This window comes from Streptomyces sp. NPDC031132, from assembly GCF_055570595.1.
Genome location: NZ_JBVIGX010000009.1, coordinates 69,167 through 84,530, shown reverse-complemented (window position 1 = coordinate 84,530; position 15,364 = coordinate 69,167). Strand labels below are relative to the sequence as shown.

Sequence of the window (15,364 nt, the reverse complement as noted above, 5' to 3'; positions counted from 1 at the left end):
ATTTGTGCTGCGCGTACGGTGATCAGCGCCCTCTCAGCCCGGTGCTCCGAGCTCCCGCGTTGTGCAAAGGTGCCCCCACGCTAGCGTCATCTGTGGCGTGCTGAACAGTGGGCCCCCTCAACTCTTGCGATGATCGGCCGGTGACGTCCTTGCCACAGCCTCCCCCCAAGCCCACCGAGCCCACGGATCACACCGACCACGCACACACGGGCCCCGGGCATGACCACGGCCCGTCCCACGGCCAGTCCGAGGCGCACTCCCATGGTCATTCCCACGGCCACGGGCCGGCGGCGCCCGTCTCGAAGCACCTGCGCAAGGTCATCGCGGCCGTACTGATCCCCTTCGCCGTCGCCGTCTTCGTTGGCATGGTGGTGCTCTGGCCGGGCGGCGCCCCCGCCCACGAGCGCTCCGGGGTGGGCTTCGACCGGCAGACCCAGCAGGGCCGGGTCGTCGCGGTCGAACAGGTCGACTGCAAATCCGTGAACGCCTCGCAGGTGCCGCCCACCGGCAACGTCTCCACCCCGGAGGGCCGCGAGGCCCAGGCCGCGCAGACCGGAGAGTGCAAGAAGGCCACCATCGAGGTCGCCACCGGATCCGACAAGGGACGCACCTTCTTCGAAATCGTCCAGCCGGGCGCCCCACGGCAGTTGGAGAACGGCCAGGAGGTGGTCGTCGCGTACGCGCCGGACGCGCCCCGGGATCTCCAGTACTCGGTGATCGACGTGAACCGCAAGCTGCCGTTGGCGGTGCTGGCCGGCCTCTTCGCGGTGGCGGTGGTCGTCGTCGGCCGGATGCGCGGCGTGTTCGCGCTGGTCGCGCTGGTCGTCAGCTTCGGCGTGCTGACGCTCTTCATCCTCCCGGCGATCCTGCAGGGGTCGAACCCGCTGCTCGTTGCCGTCATCGGCGCCAGCGCCATCATGCTCATCGCGCTCTACATGTGCCACGGGCTGAGCGCCCGGACCTCCGTCGCCGTCCTGGGCACGCTCGTCTCACTGCTGCTGATCGGACTGCTGGGTTCGGTGTTCGTCGACTGGGCGTTCCTGAGCGGCAACACCGACGACAACACCGGGCTGATCCACGGGCTCTACCCGGACATCGACATGAGCGGCCTGCTGCTTGCAGGCGTGATCATCGGATCGCTCGGTGTGCTCGACGATGTGACGGTCACCCAGACCTCGGCGGTCTGGGAACTCCACCAGGCGGACTCGTCGATGGGGCCCCGCTCCCTGTACCGCGCGGCCATCCGGATCGGCCGCGACCACATCGCATCGGTGGTCAACACCCTGGTACTGGCCTACGCGGGCGCGGCGCTGCCGCTCCTGCTGCTGTTCTCGATCGCGAACAGCAGCATGGGTTCGGTGGCCAACAGCGAGCTGGTCGCGGAGGAGATCGTACGGACACTCGTCGGGTCGATCGGCCTGGTGGCCTCGGTGCCGGTGACAACGGCTCTTGCCGCGCTGGTGGTTTCTGCCGACCGGCCGGGATCCCCGGCCGGAGCGGCGGCCTCGGGGCCGGTCCGCGGGGGCCGGGGACGGCGGCGACGCAAGCGCTGAGAGACCCGGGGGGCTCGGGGGCCCGGGGCGGCTCGGCGCGTGCGGTCCGTTCAGCCCGCGTTCTGCTCGTTCTGCCGCGACTCGGCCAGGATCCTGTCCAGCGCTTCGTCGAGGTTGTCCTCGAAGTCGCCGAGGTTGCGCTCCTGACCGAGCGGAACGAGCCGATCGGTGCGGTCGAGAAAGGCCACGAGCGGCGCGGCGCCGGCGCGGAACAGGGCCCGGTCGCAGCCGACCTGGAGCCGGATGTGGACATCGGACAGCTCCTCGGGGTCGGTGGGGGCGATGTGCACATCGCCGTCACCGCACGGCTTGTTGATGCCGTCGAGGAGGAGTTCCCGGCCGAACGCCCAGGTCACGGGCGCGTCTCCGGGAAGGTGGAACGTCAGGCGCACCGCGTAGGGGTCACGGGTGTCGTACCGGAGTTCCACCGGGATCCGGAACGAGAGCTCCTCGGAAACGAGGAAGCTCATCATGACCTCTGCCTGTACCGACTCGCGCATTGACTACCCCGCTGTAGTGGAAGTGGCCAGGAATGATCCCCCAGGGCCCTCTTGACAAGGGTGGTGGACGCGCTTGCAGATCACAAGGAGTGAGTTTTCAGATACTGATAGAGAACGAGAGGGTGCTCAACAGCGCGCCTACTTCACTCCGTAGTCGATCAACCACATACAGCAATCGTTCCTCCTGGTGCAAAGGGAGGGAAATCGCCATTGTTGCGGCGGTATCGCCGACAGTAATGGGGATGGCTGCACACACCGTGCCCAGCGCGTACTCCTGACGCTCCGTAACCGGCTGCATGCGACCGAGGGATCCGATCCGGCCCTCCAGGGCGCGCTGGTCGCGGACGGTGTATTGGGTGACGGCCTCGACCGGATGCCGGTCGTAGTAGTCCTTGCGCGTCTCCTCGTCCAGCTGGGCCAGCAGGCACTGCCCGATGGCGTGCGCGTGCCCGGTCGCACGGAAATCGGCCCACTCCTCGACGGCGGGGCTGGCCGGGGTGTCCGAAACGCCCATGAGTTCGATCTCACCGTCGCGGAACACCGCGAAGTAGACGGGGGCCCCGACCGCGTCACGGAAGTGCGCGAGGGAGTCGAGGATCATGCTGCGACGTTTCTGCTGCAGTCCGCCGCCCGCGAGCCGGCTTGCGGCGGCACCGAGAACGAACACTCCGCCCTCGCGTCGCAGATAGCCCTCGTGGGTGAGGGTGCGCAGGAGGTGGTACGCGGTGGGGAGCGGGAGCCCGGCCTCGCGCGCCAGTTGCTTCGCCGGGGCTCCCTCGCTGTGGGAGCCCACTGCTTCGAGCAGTCTCAACGCTCGCTGCACCGAACCGATCAGCGTTGGCACACCGGCATTGTGAACCGAAGACAAAGCTCACCCCCAGGCGTGGCGGCGGGCCTTGGGAGGGCCCGCCCTGCGGGGGCCGCCCCCGCACATGCCGTGGTTCCTGGAGGTCGCGCCCGGCTGGTACTGGAGATAACCGCAGGTCAGAGCGGCTCTACCGGCCTTCGACCCAGGGGAACGGCACAGATTGCCACCCTATCCGCCGATTCCCGCGGTGTGAGCGGTATGCCACCTCACGTTCCCCCGCCTGGGTTAATCCCCGGGCTTGACCCGGGGGCCTACCAGTCGCCGGACGAGGACTTCGTACCGCGGCCGCTGAACTTCTTCACGAGGAAGACCAGGCCGCCGACGAGGCCGGCGAAGAGCAGCAGCTTGAAGGCGAACCCGATCAAGGCACCGAGGATGCTGGTGATGACTCCGCCGAAGACGAAGAGCACCAGAAGCGGGATCGCGACCCACTTAACCCACCAGGGCATGCCTGCGAATGTCTCTCGGATGCCGTCCATGTCCTCAACCTCTTCCTGAGCCGTGACTTCCTGCTCTCGATGCTAGGAGTCCGCGAACGCCCCCGGGGGCCCGCGAGCCCCCGGAGTCCCCTGATCCGCCCCCTAGGGGGACCAGGGTTCCGACCCTCGGTCCGAGGCCCCCGGCTATGCCTCCGGCGGGGAGAACACCACAAGTACCCGCAGGTCCTCGGTGATGTGGTGGAACTTGTGCACCACCCCGGCCGGGACGTAGACGACGCTGCCGCGGGCCACCGTCGTCGTCTCCTCCCCGACCGTGATCGAGGCGCGGCCGCTCACCACGAAGTACACCTCGTCCTGGCGGTGCGGCTGCTGCGGGTCGCTCTGCCCGGCGTCGAGCGCGTACAGCCCGACCGACATGTTCCGTTCGCGCAGGAACTGCAGATAGGCGCCGTCGTTCGCGAGCCGCTCCGCCTCGAGCTCGTCCAGCCGGAAGGCCTTCATCTTCGTTGTGCCCCTTGCTCTCTCGCGTTCCCTGGCATCCGCTGATCTGCTGATGTCCCACCGGGATCTTCTCTGCCACGATCAGACACATGACGAATTTCGTAGTCAAGACGCTCGCCAATGCCGCAGCCCTGGCCGTCGCCATCTGGCTGCTCGCCGGCATCACGCTCGACGACCACAGTTCCCTGGGCCGCAGGACCCTGACGCTGATCCTGGTCGCACTGGTCTTCGGCCTGGTCAACATCATCGTCAAGCCCGTGGTGAAGTTGCTCTCGTTGCCGCTGTTCGTGCTCACCCTCGGACTGTTCACCCTCGTCGTGAACGCCCTGATGCTGCTGCTGACCTCCTGGCTGGCCACGCAGCTCGATCTCAGCTTCCACGTCGACAACTTCTGGACCGCGCTCGTCGGCGGCCTGATCATCTCCGTCGTCTCCTGGGCCGTGAACATGGCCCTGCCCGACAAGAACTGAACGAACAGCCCATGGACCGCCGACGGTTTCGAGCTGTGCCCGGAGCTCGTCGAGGCGGCGAGTACGGGCCCGCTGGGCGCCGTACGCGAGGCAGTGAAGGAGCACACCGCGTGAACGACCACGCCGACCAGGCAGCAACAGCAACGGCCGGAGCCGGGGCCGCCCGGGCGGACGGGCTCGGCGAGGGCACCCGGGCCGTGCGCGCCGGACTGCCCGAGCCCGTCAAGAACGAACCGCCCCTGCCCGGCCCCGTCTTCGCCGCCCACTTCCACCTCCCCGGCGACGTGGAAGGCCCGTACACCTACGGCCGCGACACCAACCCCACCTGGACCCTGCTGGAACGCGCCATCGGGGAACTCGAAGCCCCCGGCCAGGACGGCGTGGACACCATCGTCTTCGCGTCCGGCATGGCCGCGGTCTCCGCCGTCCTGCTCTCCCAGGCCCGCACCGGGGACACCGTCGTCCTGCCCGACGACGGCTACCAGGCGCTGCCGCTGGTCCGCGAGCAGCTGGAGGCGTACGGGATCCACGTCCGCACCGCCCCGACCGGCGACGACGCGCAGCTCACCGTCCTCGAAGGGGCCAGGCTGCTGTGGATCGAGACCCCGTCCAACCCCGGGCTCGACGTGTGCGACGTACGGCGCCTGGTCGAGGCCGCGCACGCGGGCGGCACCCTGGTGGCCGTCGACAACACCCTCGCCACCCCGCTCGGCCAGCGGCCCCTGGAACTCGGCGCGGACTTCTCGGTCGCCAGCGGCACCAAGGGCCTCACCGGCCACGGCGACCTCCTGCTCGGCTACGTCGTCTGCCGCGACCCGGAGCTCGCTGCCGCCGTCCGACGTTGGCGCAAGATCGTCGGTGCGATCCCGGGGCCGATGGAGGCCTGGCTCGCCCACCGCTCCCTGGCCACCATCCAGCTGCGCGCCGAGCGCCAGTGGGCCAACGCGCTGGCCGTCGCGGAGGCGCTGGCCGACCGTACGGACGTGACCGGCCTGCGCTACCCGGGGCTGGCGGCGGACCCGTCGCACAAGACGGCCGTCCGGCAGATGCGGGGCTTCGGATCCGTCGTCTCCTTCACCCTGCCCGACCGCGCGCACGCCGAGCGCTTCATGGCCGCCCTGCACCTGGTCGAGGACGCCACCAGCTTCGGCGGCGTACGGTCCACGGCGGAGCGGCGCGGACGGTGGGGCGGCGACCCCGTCCCGGAGGGGTTCATCCGCCTGTCCGCCGGCGCCGAGGACACCGTGGACCTGGTCGCGGACGTGCTGCGCGCCCTCGACGCCGCGCGCGCCGGCGCCTGAGCGGCGGCAGACATGGAGCGGTCCGAGCCTCCCCCCTAGTGGCTCGGACCGCCCGGGTTCTGCGCGCGAAGAACCACGAGCTCAAGGCTAGTTGACCCAGCGTCAGAGTCCAATCACGGTAACGACAGGGGCCTATCGGCATATTTATAGTTGAAGGCCCCCACCGAGAGGGGCCTCCATGGACCTGGCCCTGCTGCGTACCTTCGTCGCCGTGCACCGGGCGGGCTCGTTCACCCGGGCCGCCGCGCTGCTCGGGCTCTCCCAGCCCGCCGTCACCTCCCAGATCCGCACCCTCGAACGCCAGCTGGGCCGACCGCTGTTCCACCGCAGGGCCCGCGGGGTCACCCCCACCGCCGTCGGCGACGAACTCGCCCATAAGGCCGCTCCGCACCTCGACGCCCTGCTGCGGATCACCGAGGCGGAGCGGGAGGCCGCCGGTGCGTTACGCACCCTGCACCTCGCCGGTCCCCCCGAATTCCTGTGCCTGCGCGTCCTGCCCGCCCTCGCACCGCTCGTCGGCCAGGGTCACACCCTGCGCACCGTCCTGCAGACCGGCGCGGAGGAGGCCCTCGACGGGCTCGCCGCCGGGCACCACGACCTCGTCGTGACGACCGCAAGGCCGCGCGGCGGGCTGTTCAGCGCGACCGCCCTGTGCGACGAGGAGCACGTCCTGGTCGCCGCGCCCTACTGGGCCGCCCTCGTCGTTCCGGACCGGCTGCGCGAGAGCGGCCCCGCCGCCCTCGACGGCATTCCGCTCGTCGAGGTCCACGAGACCCTGCCGCTCGTCGCCCGCTACTGGGCCGCGGTCTTCGAGACCCGCCCCGGGACCCGGCCCGATGCCGCCACCGTCGTCGCCCCCGACCTCAGGGCCGTACTGGAATGCGTCCGGGCCGGCGCCGGACTCGCCGTCCTGCCCCGGTATCTGTGCCAGGACGCCCTCGACCGCGGGCAGATCGTCGCCCTGCTCGAGCCGCCCGTACCACCGCTGCGCACCTGGTTCCTCGTCGTACGGGCCGGCAGCCTCGCCCTCGCCCACCTCGCCCGTGCGCACGACCGGCTGCTGCGCGCCGCCGCGCACTGGTGAGCCTCCGCTTCCGGCGTGCGGCGCGTTTCGCCGACACGCGTTTCAGACACCGCAGTCTGGGCCACTCTTCTCCCATGACCGAACGTCCCGTGGTCAAACGCACCGCCCGCGCGATCCTGCTCGACGGTGACGACCTGATCCTCATCAAACGCACCAAGCCCGGCGTCGACCCGTACTGGGTCACCCCCGGCGGGGGAGTGGAGTCCTCGGACGCCACCGTCGTCGACGCCCTCCACCGAGAGATCCACGAGGAACTCGGCGCGAAGATCACCGATGTGGTGCCTTGCTTCGTCGACACCGTCGAGCACATCGCCGACGGCGGAGTGACCGGAGTGAAGGTGCAGCACTTCTTCGTCTGCCACCTCGAATCCATGGATCCGAGCCAGCGGCACGGCCCCGAAGTCGACGAGCCCGCAGGCGAGTACGAGATCGTGCGCGTGCCCTTCAGCCGGGTCGGCATCGCCGCCGTCCATCTCGTCCCGCTGTCCCTGCGCCACTACCTCGACGGCAACATCGAGGGCGTGCGGGCCATGCACGCCCCCGACCTGGGCTGACCTCGGCCCGGGCCGTGGTCGGCCCGGGTCTCAGCCGGCTGCGGCCACCAGCTCCTCGAGCGCGTCGAAGCGGATCCGGTCCCCGGGGATCCCGATCCGCTTGAGCTCGTCCACACCGCTGCGGATCATCGCGGGCGGCCCCGAGATGAACGCGTCGTACGAGCTCCAGGGCCCGTGCTCACCGACCGCCTGGGGCAGCTGCCCCGCCAGGCCCTCGCAGACGACCGGGCGCACCGACAGCCACGGATGCGAGCGCTGCAGCCCCAGCAGGGTGTCCTTGTCGTACAGGTCGCCGTCGCTGCGTGCCCCGAAGAACACCTCCACCGGACGGCGCTCACCGTGCTCCGCCACGTCCTCGATCAGCGCCTTGATCGGGGCTATGCCGGTACCACCGCCCAGGCACAGCATCCCGTTGTCGGTGGTGTGGTCCACCACCATCGACCCGGCCGGCGGCCCGAGCCGCAGCACGTCGCCGGGCCGGGCGTGCCGTACCAGCGCGTTGGAGACCCAGCCCGCCGGAACGGCCTTGACGTGGAAGGACAGCAGTCCGTCGGCGCGCGGAGCCGAGGCGAACGAGTAGTGCCGCCACACCCGGGGCCACCACGGGGTCTCCAGGCTCGTGTACTGGCCCGCCAGGAAGGCGTAGGGCTGGTCGGGGCGGACCGTCAGCACCGCGATGTCCGGGGTGCGCAGATCGTGCGAGACCACCTCCGCGTGCCACCACGCAGGGGTCTTCACCTCGTCCTCCGCCGCCGCATCGATCATGATCTGGGACATCGCGGTGTAGGCCCGCACCCATGCGGCCTGCGTCTCCGGTCCCCAGCTGTGCTCCGCGTACCGGGCCAGGGCTCCGATCAGGGCCTCGCCCACCACCGGATAATGCCCGGCGGCCGTGCCGTACTTGCGGTGACCGGTGCCCAGTCGGCGCAGATAGGGCACGAGCACGTCCGGGTTGTCGATGTGCTCGGCGGCGGTCAGCAGCGCCTTCAGGAGCCGGTCGCGCTGTGCGTCCATGGCGGCCGGGAACATGCCCCGTACCTCCGGGTGCCCCGTGAACACCAGGGCGTAGAAGTACGAGGTCACCTTGTCGGCGATCGGTGTGATTTCCTCGAGGGTCCGGCGGATCAGCACCGCGTCGGGGGAGGGCTCGACCGCACCGCCCCCGGACGGTATCCGGGCCGTCCGTCTGGCCGATCTGGTGGGCGGAGCGTCCATGCGGTGCCTCGCTTCGAACATCTCGGTCGGTAAGCACGCCACGGCCTTCGAATCCGTGGTTCCGGGCCTCAAAGCCTGCCAGCCGCCCCAGCCACTCGCGGGGAAACGCGGAAAATCCGCGTTTCGAACCCGCTTTCCTCCTAAGATGCTTGGACTTCCCGGCGGGCCACCCCGACCAGCTGATACGCCTCTCGCAGGTCCCGGCCCTCGTAGGCGTACGTCGCCCGCTCCGTGAGGTACGACTGCGCGTTGACCGCCACCGACACCGAAACGGCCTCGAACAGCACCGCGTCGGTCGACGAATCCCCGTACGCGACACAGTCGGTCCGGCTCACCCCGAACTGCGCGCAGAGCCGGTCCGCCACCGTGACCTTGCCCGCGGGCGTCAGGATCCCGGCAGCGTCCACGGGCCGAGTGAAGGGCACCTCCGGGAACACCGAGCCGTGTGCGGCATGCGCGCCCCACTCCAGCAGCAGCTCCACGAAGAACGACGGCGACAGCGAGATCACCGCGCAGTAGTCCCCGCGCTCCCTGATCTCCCGCCACACTTCGCGGATCCCCGCCAGCCAGGGAGCCCCGTCGAACGCCGCCCGGACATGCGCGGGCGTCAGGCCCGCCCACAGCGCATGTGCCGCCACCGAGAATTCGTGCGGCCCGATCTCCCGCGCGCCGAACGATCGCTCCAGCGCGGCGATCTCCGCGCTCAGGCCGAGCTGTCGGGAGATCTCGACCGGCGCCGCCGAGCCGTACATCAGCGTCCCGTCGAGATCGAAAAGGTGCAGGAGGGTCATGGCAGACGAGGCTAGCCCGTTCATTTCACCGAGGGCACCTCCCGGCCGGTGTCGGGGCAGGAACAGCGATGTTTCACGTGAAACATCGCCTGGTTCCACCGGGACGCCTTCTGCGGTGGCCGGCAGGGTCATCGGGATGTTTCACGTGAAACACGCGCCCCAAATCCTCTGGACGCCCTCCGTCCGATGATCCACTCTGGGCCGGTGACACCACCACACCTCACCGACCTGCCGATCCGTGCGCTGACCGTGGACGACCTCCGCCACTGCGCCGACCTGTCCGAAGACCGCGGATGGCCGCGCGAGGACCACAAGTGGGGGCTGCTCCTCGCCGCGGGCAGCGGCTACGGCATCGATGCTCCCGACGGACAGGGGCTCGCCGCCGCCTGCGTCGTCACCTCGTACGGCCACACCCACGCCGGCCCGGAACTGGCCGCCATCGGCATGGTCCTCGTCGCCGAGCGCCATGCCCGCCAGGGCCTGGGCCGCCGTCTGATGACGTACATCTGCGACGACCTCCTCAAAGGCGTCCCGCTCACGCTGCACGCCACCCCCTACGGTCGCCCCCTCTACGAGGAGCTCGGCTTCGACACCACGGGCCGCGCGGAAATGCTCCGGGGCACGTTCCGCGAAGACCCCGCGGCTCCAGCTCTTGGGCCGGGCTCCACGGCGGTCCGGCCGGCGACCGGCGAGGACATCCCGCGGATCGTCCGCCTGGACACCGAGGTCTTCGGTACCGACCGGACCCACATGATCACGCGGCTTCCCGCCTTCGCGGACCGCCTGCTGGTGGCGGAGGACGGCCAGGGCGAACTCGTCGGCTACGCCGCGATCTGGCCCAACATGGAAACCCACGTCATCGGCCCGCTGATCGCCCGTGACACGGCCGGCGCCCAGGCACTCGTGACCGCCCTCGCGGCCACCACCGACCGGCCGCTGCGGACCGACATCGACGTACGCCACGAGGAGCTCCTCACCTGGCTCAAGGACCGCGGTCTCGACTCCGTGGCCTTCAACGCCGTCATGACCCGCGACATCCCCGGCCTCCCCGGCGACTGGACCCGCCGCTGGGCCCCGCTCACCGTGGCAGCGGGCTGAGAAAGGACGTCTCCATGACCGACCCCGACGAACCGGCCATCCGCCCCGCCACCGAGGAGGACCTGCCCGCCATCGTCGCCATGCTCGCGGACGATCCCCTGGGCGCCGCCCGCGAGTCCCCCGACGACCTCACCCCGTACATCGAGGCGTTCAAGCGCCTGGACGGCGACCCCCACCAACACGTGGTCGTAGCGGTCCGCGAGGGCCGCGTCGTCGGCACGCTCCAGCTCACGATCGTCCCCGGGCTCTCCCGCAAGGGCGCCACCCGCGCCATCATCGAAGGGGTCCGCGTCCACGCCGACGAGCGCGGCAGCGGCCTGGGCACCCGGTTCGTCCAATGGGCCGTCGAGCAGGCCCGCAGTGAGAACTGCCAACTCGTCCAGCTCACCTCGGACGTGACCCGTACCGATGCCCACCGCTTCTACGAGCGGCTCGGGTTCACCGCGTCCCACGTCGGCTTCAAGCTCTCCCTCTGATCGCCCGTACAAAGGCCGGGCCTGCGTCGGTGGCCCGGCCTACGATCGGGAGGATGAGCCCCCGCCTCCCTCTCGTCACCACCGCCGAGCGTCGCCACCGGCTCGGCCGCAGGCACCGCCTGGCTCCCTCCGCGCATGCGGCCACGGTCGCCCAGGCTGCGGACGCCGTCGTGGCGCTGCACGCCACCGACGCCGCGACCGTGTTCCTCTCCGCCCGTGCACGGCTCACGGAAGGCGGCCCGGCCGCCGTCGAGCAGGCGTTCTACGAGGACGTCTCCCTCGTCCGGCTGCTCAGCATGCGCAATACGCTCTTCGCCGTCTCCACCGACCTCGCCCCGTACGTGGACGCCTCGACCGCCCGGGGCATCGCCGCCAAGGAGCGCCGCGCCTTCCTGAAGCACCTCGAAGAGGACGGCCAGGGCCTCGACGCCGCCTGGCTGGCCCGGGCCGAGGCCGCCGCGCTCGACGCCCTCGACACCGGCGGCCCCTGCACCGGCAGCCAGCTCTCGGCGGCCGTGCCCGCACTGCGCGAGAAGATCACCATCGGCCGGGGCAAGAAGTACGAGACCGAGACCGGCGTCGCCACCCGTGTCATCCGGCTGCTGGCCGCCGACGGCCGGATCCGCCGTGACCGGCCGCGCGGATCCTGGACCTCGAGCCAGTTCCGCTGGGTGCACACGGAGCCCTGGCCCGCCGTCCCCGCAGCCGAGGCCCGCGCCGAGATCGCCCGCCGCTGGCTGTACGCCTATGGTCCGGCCACCGAGGCGGACCTCAAGTGGTGGACGGGCTGGACCCTCACCGACGTCCGCAAGGCCCTCGCCGTCGTCGGCCCCGACCAGGTCCGCCTCGACGACGGCAGCACCGCCCTCGTCAGCCCCGGCGACACCGCGCCCGAGCCCGCCCCGGAGCCCTGGGCCGCACTGCTGCCCGGACTCGACCCCAGCGCCATGGGCTGGGCCGACCGGGGCTTCCAGCTCGAGCCCGCCCACCGGCCCGCCCTCTTCGACTACGCCGGCAACATCGGCCCCACGGTCTGGTGGAACGGCGAGATCGTCGGAGGCTGGGCCCAGCGTGCGGACGGCGAGATCGTCTGGCGGCTGCTGACCGACCCCGGCCGCGCCGCCGAGGAGGCGATCACGGCCGAGGCGGACCGCCTCGGCCGGTGGGTGGGCGACGCCCGGGTCACTCCGCGCTTCCGCACCCCGCTGGAGCGCGAACTCGTCGCCTGATCCGCCCGCCGAAGCGCTCAGCCGATGCCCCGCCAGCCCTGCGGGTCCACCCCGCCGGGCACCGGTGCCTGGGCGTCGTACGGCTCCCTCGTGAACACGAACGAACCCAGGTCGAGGTGGCTGACCGAACCGTCCGCGCGCCGGACCGCCCGCAGCGTCTCCCCCGCGTAGTAGCCGGAGAGTCCGGTCCAACTGCCGTCGGGCTCGGCCCGGAACCGGGCCGACCGGCCCATCGCACCCACCGGGGCGAGCTCCAGCAGCCCGTCCGCCTTCAGCCTCAGCACCTGCGCCGATGTACCCCAGTACCAGGGGCCGCACAGCTCCAGGGCGACCGGATCGGCCTCCCGGAACGGCCGCCAGGGCTGCGGGAACCGCGGCTCCGCGTCCGCGACGATCGCCACCAGGTCAGCGGCCACCGTCGCGGCGGGCAGCCCCGACGTGCAGTTCGCCAGCACCACGGCCGCCACGTCGTCCGCCTCGCTCAGCCACAGCCCCGCGACGAACCCCGGGAGCGAGCCGCTGTGGCCGGCCAGGCTGCGCCCGCCGCTGTTCGTCAGCTGCATGCCGAGCCCGTAGCCGAGCTCGGCGAAACCAGGCTCCGGCGGAGAGGAGGGCGTCCGCATCTCCCGTACGGTCTCCGCGCTCAACACCCGTTCGTCGCCACGGGCGAGGAACACCGCGAACCGCGCCAAGTCGCACGTCGTGGACCAGAGTTGTCCGGCCGCGGCCATCAGCCCCAGATCTTCCAGCGGCTCGGGCATCATCACGTCGGCCCACGGGTGCACGGCCCAGCCTCCCGCGTGCGGAGCCTGCGGCTGCGCCGTCGTACGGTCCAGAGCCAGCGGCTCGAGGACCTCGGCCCGGAGCACCTCTTCCCACGGCTTCCCGCGCACGGCTTCCACGAGCGAACCCAGCAGCGTGTAGCCCGGGTTGGAGTAGTGGTGCCGCCGGCCGGGCTGGAAGCGGAACGGCTCCTCGCCCAGCACGTCGGCAAGCCCGGGGCGCAGGGCCGCGGGCGAGCGCTCCCACCACTCACCCGGCGTCTCCGCCGCCAACCCGCCGGTGTGAGCCAGCAGTTGGGCGATGGTCACCTCGCCGGCGCCCGTTCCCGGCAGGTGCTTCTCCAGCGCGTCGTCGAGCTGCAGCAGGCCCTCGTCGCGCAGCCGCATCACCAGAACAGCGGTGAAGGTCTTGCTGATCGACCCGATCCGGTACTGCACGTTCCCGTCGGGCCCGTGCCCCTCGACGGAGGTCCGGGAGCCCTCCCAGACCACCTCGCCGCCGCGGGCCACGGCCGCCACCACCGACGGCGCCCGTCCCTCGCTCTGCGCGACGGCGATCCGGTGCCTTAGCGCACGCCGGGTGGCAGGGAGCAGATCAAGGTCTTCAGATACGGCATCCATGATCGGATGCTACGTGTTGGCCATGTCCACGAACCGCGAATAATGGCCCTGGAAGGCGACCGTGATCGTCGCCGTGGGGCCGTTACGGTGCTTGGCCACGATCAGGTCCGCCTCGCCCGCGCGGGGCGACTCCTTCTCGTACGCGTCCTCGCGGTGCAGCAGGATCACCATGTCGGCGTCCTGCTCGATCGAGCCCGACTCACGCAGGTCGGAAACCATCGGCTTCTTGTCGGTGCGCTGCTCGGGACCACGGTTCAGCTGCGACAGCGCGATCACCGGCACCTCGAGCTCCTTGGCCAGCAGCTTGAGGTTTCGGGACATGTCCGAGACCTCCTGCTGGCGGCTCTCGGGACGGCGCGAGCCACCCGACTGCATCAGCTGGAGGTAGTCGATGACGACGAGCGAGAGGTCGTTGCGCTGCTTGAGGCGTCGGCACTTCGCCCGGATCTCCATCATCGACAGGTTCGGGGAGTCGTCGATGTAGAGCGGGGCGGCGGACACGTCGGGCATCCGGCGGGCCAGCCGGGTCCAGTCGTCGTCCGTCATGGTGCCCGAGCGCATGTGGTGCAGGGCCACCCGGGCCTCCGCCGACAGGAGGCGCATCGCGATCTCGTTGCGCCCCATTTCGAGGGAGAAGATCACGCTCGGCAGGTTGCTCTTGATGGAACAGGCACGGGCGAAGTCCAGCGCGAGGGTGGACTTACCCATGGCGGGACGGGCCGCGATGACGATCATCTGGCCCGGGTGCAGGCCGTTGGTCAGCGAGTCGAGGTCCGTGAACCCGGTCGGGACGCCCGACATCTGGCCGCTGCGCGAGCCGATGGCCTCGATCTCGTCGAGCGCACCCTCCATGATGTCGCCGAGCGGCAGGTAGTCCTCGGAGGTCCGCTGCTCGGTGACGGCGTAGATCTCGGCCTGGGCGCTGTTGACGATCTCGTCGACGTCCCCGTCGGCCGCGTATCCCATCTGCGTGATCTTCGTACCGGCGGCGACGAGGCGGCGCAGGACGGCCCGCTCGTGGACGATCTCCGCGTAGTACTCGGCGTTGGCCGCGGTCGGAACCGACTGGACGAGGGTGTGCAGGTACGAGGCCCCGCCGACCTTGCTGATCTCGCCGCGGCGGGTCAGCTCGGCGCCGACCGTGATCGGGTCGGCCGGCTCGCCCTTGGCGTACAGGTCGAGGATCGCCTGGTAGATCGTCTCGTGCGAGGGCCGGTAGAAGTCGTGGCCCTTGATGACCTCGACCACGTCCGCGATCGCGTCCTTGGACAGCAGCATCCCGCCGAGCACCGACTGCTCGGCGTCGAGGTCCTGCGGCGGGACGCGCTCGAAGCCGCCGCCACCGCCCTCCCAGGAGCCGCCCTCGCGGCCCCGCTCGTGCTGTTCGTCCCCGCGGCCGCGGCTGTCGCTGTTACGGCGCGGACGGGGGGGCAGACGGTCACCTGGACCGCTGTCGGCCCAGGGGTCGTCCATGGGCTCGGGCATACTCACCGGGCCGCCTCCTCCCGTCCGCAACGCGGACCTCGCCGTGCCACTCTTTCTAGGGCACGGCTCTGACATTTGGGGCACCCGAATCCGCAGTCGGCGAGTCGGGCAACGCACAACGGTAGGGCCGGGAGCGACGTCAGCCAATCTTGTTATCCACAGGCTGTGTGGATGAGATGTGGATGACCGACCCAATGCTGTGGGTAAGTCGCCGGAAGCTGTGTACGGACCGGGGGACGGTGCTGTGGACAAAATCACCTGCCCTGCCCACGCACCCGATCTGACCTGCATGTTCTTCCTCCACGGGCTGTGGGGGAGAAATTTCTTAGCCAGGTTCCCGAGATCGCCTCCAACGGGGTGCCGGGAGGACGCGAGTCAACTCACAGGTAAGGATCC

The 15,364-nt window shown here is 70.6% G+C and carries 16 protein-coding genes; 8 read left to right on the top strand and 8 right to left on the bottom strand.

All coding sequences use genetic code 11. From position 1 onward, the window contains the following. Positions 1–140 precede the first annotated feature (140 nt). Entirely contained in the window at positions 141–1,553 is a 1,413-nt protein-coding gene (locus ACZ49B_RS15895; protein WP_468305729.1) for a YibE/F family protein, read from the top strand. 50 nt (positions 1,554–1,603) lie between these two features. Here the strand turns inward: ACZ49B_RS15895 and ACZ49B_RS15890 are convergent, their stop codons facing one another. The 4 genes from ACZ49B_RS15890 to ACZ49B_RS15875 form a co-directional block, all read right to left on the bottom strand. Then, positions 1,604–2,053 carry an SsgA family sporulation/cell division regulator gene (locus ACZ49B_RS15890; RefSeq protein ID WP_266627630.1) on the bottom strand — a complete coding sequence of 150 codons (450 nt, stop codon included), beginning with the start codon at positions 2,051–2,053 and terminating at the stop codon, positions 1,604–1,606. A gap of 97 nt (positions 2,054–2,150) precedes the next feature. Further along, a complete protein-coding gene (locus ACZ49B_RS15885) occupies positions 2,151–2,888 on the bottom strand; it encodes an IclR family transcriptional regulator (protein WP_468306147.1) in 738 nt (245 codons plus the stop codon). A gap of 284 nt (positions 2,889–3,172) precedes the next feature. Further along, entirely contained in the window at positions 3,173–3,400 is a 228-nt protein-coding gene (locus tag ACZ49B_RS15880) for a DUF5326 family protein (RefSeq protein ID WP_468305726.1), read from the bottom strand. Between the two features lie 144 nt (positions 3,401–3,544). Next, positions 3,545–3,862, bottom strand: coding sequence for a cupin domain-containing protein (locus tag ACZ49B_RS15875; protein ID WP_030153240.1), 318 nt, complete (start codon positions 3,860–3,862; stop codon positions 3,545–3,547). Between the two features lie 89 nt (positions 3,863–3,951). Here ACZ49B_RS15875 and ACZ49B_RS15870 point away from each other — a divergent pair, with 89 nt between their 5' ends. From ACZ49B_RS15870 to ACZ49B_RS15855, 4 genes are all read left to right on the top strand, one after another. Further along, entirely contained in the window at positions 3,952–4,332 is a 381-nt protein-coding gene (locus ACZ49B_RS15870; protein WP_468305723.1) for a phage holin family protein, read from the top strand. Positions 4,333–4,442: 110 nt separating this feature from the next. Beyond that, complete coding sequence (locus ACZ49B_RS15865; protein WP_468305720.1) at positions 4,443–5,633, top strand: cystathionine gamma-lyase; 1,191 nt, start codon at positions 4,443–4,445, stop codon at positions 5,631–5,633. Positions 5,634–5,811: 178 nt separating this feature from the next. Continuing rightward, positions 5,812–6,717, top strand: a complete 906-nt coding sequence (locus ACZ49B_RS15860; RefSeq protein ID WP_468305717.1) for a LysR family transcriptional regulator — start codon at positions 5,812–5,814, stop codon at positions 6,715–6,717. 74 nt (positions 6,718–6,791) lie between these two features. After that, positions 6,792–7,271, top strand: a complete 480-nt coding sequence (locus tag ACZ49B_RS15855; protein WP_468305715.1) for an NUDIX domain-containing protein — start codon at positions 6,792–6,794, stop codon at positions 7,269–7,271. Between the two features lie 30 nt (positions 7,272–7,301). On the opposite strand, the gene ACZ49B_RS15850 is transcribed toward ACZ49B_RS15855, so the two are convergent. Both ACZ49B_RS15850 and ACZ49B_RS15845 read right to left on the bottom strand, forming a co-directional pair. Then, complete coding sequence (locus ACZ49B_RS15850) at positions 7,302–8,633, bottom strand: globin domain-containing protein (RefSeq protein WP_468306145.1); 1,332 nt, start codon at positions 8,631–8,633, stop codon at positions 7,302–7,304. Further along, positions 8,627–9,277, bottom strand: a complete 651-nt coding sequence (locus ACZ49B_RS15845; RefSeq protein WP_468305712.1) for an HAD family hydrolase — start codon at positions 9,275–9,277, stop codon at positions 8,627–8,629. Before ACZ49B_RS15845 ends, ACZ49B_RS15850 begins: the two co-directional genes overlap by 7 nt. Before the next feature lie 204 nt (positions 9,278–9,481). Here ACZ49B_RS15845 and ACZ49B_RS15840 point away from each other — a divergent pair, with 204 nt between their 5' ends. From ACZ49B_RS15840 to ACZ49B_RS15830, 3 genes are read left to right on the top strand one after another with little or no spacing between them, the layout of a single operon-like run. Next, positions 9,482–10,375, top strand: coding sequence for a GNAT family N-acetyltransferase (locus ACZ49B_RS15840; protein WP_468305709.1), 894 nt, complete (start codon positions 9,482–9,484; stop codon positions 10,373–10,375). Positions 10,376–10,389: 14 nt separating this feature from the next. After that, complete coding sequence (locus ACZ49B_RS15835; RefSeq protein WP_468305706.1) at positions 10,390–10,851, top strand: GNAT family N-acetyltransferase; 462 nt, start codon at positions 10,390–10,392, stop codon at positions 10,849–10,851. A gap of 53 nt (positions 10,852–10,904) precedes the next feature. Then, positions 10,905–12,080 carry a winged helix DNA-binding domain-containing protein gene (locus ACZ49B_RS15830; RefSeq protein ID WP_468305704.1) on the top strand — a complete coding sequence of 392 codons (1,176 nt, stop codon included), beginning with the start codon at positions 10,905–10,907 and terminating at the stop codon, positions 12,078–12,080. 17 nt (positions 12,081–12,097) lie between these two features. Here ACZ49B_RS15830 and ACZ49B_RS15825 read toward each other — a convergent pair whose 3' ends face one another. After that, positions 12,098–13,483, bottom strand: a complete 1,386-nt coding sequence (locus ACZ49B_RS15825; RefSeq protein ID WP_468305701.1) for a serine hydrolase domain-containing protein — start codon at positions 13,481–13,483, stop codon at positions 12,098–12,100. 9 nt (positions 13,484–13,492) lie between these two features. Then, a complete protein-coding gene (gene dnaB / locus ACZ49B_RS15820; protein WP_468306142.1) occupies positions 13,493–14,956 on the bottom strand; it encodes a replicative DNA helicase in 1,464 nt (487 codons plus the stop codon). Between the last annotated feature and the right edge of the window lie 408 nt (positions 14,957–15,364).

Excerpts from the sequence above, each read along its gene's own strand:
- dnaB (WP_468306142.1), bottom strand. The coding sequence starts at position 14,956 with ATGGACGACCCCTGGGCCGACAGCGGTCCAGGTGACCGTCTGCCCCCC.
- ACZ49B_RS15825 (WP_468305701.1), bottom strand. The coding sequence starts at position 13,483 with ATGGATGCCGTATCTGAAGACCTTGATCTGCTCCCTGCCACCCGGCGT.
- ACZ49B_RS15845 (WP_468305712.1), bottom strand. The coding sequence starts at position 9,277 with ATGACCCTCCTGCACCTTTTCGATCTCGACGGGACGCTGATGTACGGC.
- ACZ49B_RS15880 (WP_468305726.1), bottom strand. The coding sequence starts at position 3,400 with ATGGACGGCATCCGAGAGACATTCGCAGGCATGCCCTGGTGGGTTAAG.
- ACZ49B_RS15890 (WP_266627630.1), bottom strand. The coding sequence starts at position 2,053 with ATGCGCGAGTCGGTACAGGCAGAGGTCATGATGAGCTTCCTCGTTTCC.
- ACZ49B_RS15860 (WP_468305717.1), top strand. The coding sequence starts at position 5,812 with ATGGACCTGGCCCTGCTGCGTACCTTCGTCGCCGTGCACCGGGCGGGC.
- ACZ49B_RS15870 (WP_468305723.1), top strand. The coding sequence starts at position 3,952 with ATGACGAATTTCGTAGTCAAGACGCTCGCCAATGCCGCAGCCCTGGCC.
- ACZ49B_RS15855 (WP_468305715.1), top strand. The coding sequence starts at position 6,792 with ATGACCGAACGTCCCGTGGTCAAACGCACCGCCCGCGCGATCCTGCTC.
- ACZ49B_RS15875 (WP_030153240.1), bottom strand. The coding sequence starts at position 3,862 with ATGAAGGCCTTCCGGCTGGACGAGCTCGAGGCGGAGCGGCTCGCGAAC.
- ACZ49B_RS15830 (WP_468305704.1), top strand. The coding sequence starts at position 10,905 with ATGAGCCCCCGCCTCCCTCTCGTCACCACCGCCGAGCGTCGCCACCGG.
- ACZ49B_RS15835 (WP_468305706.1), top strand. The coding sequence starts at position 10,390 with ATGACCGACCCCGACGAACCGGCCATCCGCCCCGCCACCGAGGAGGAC.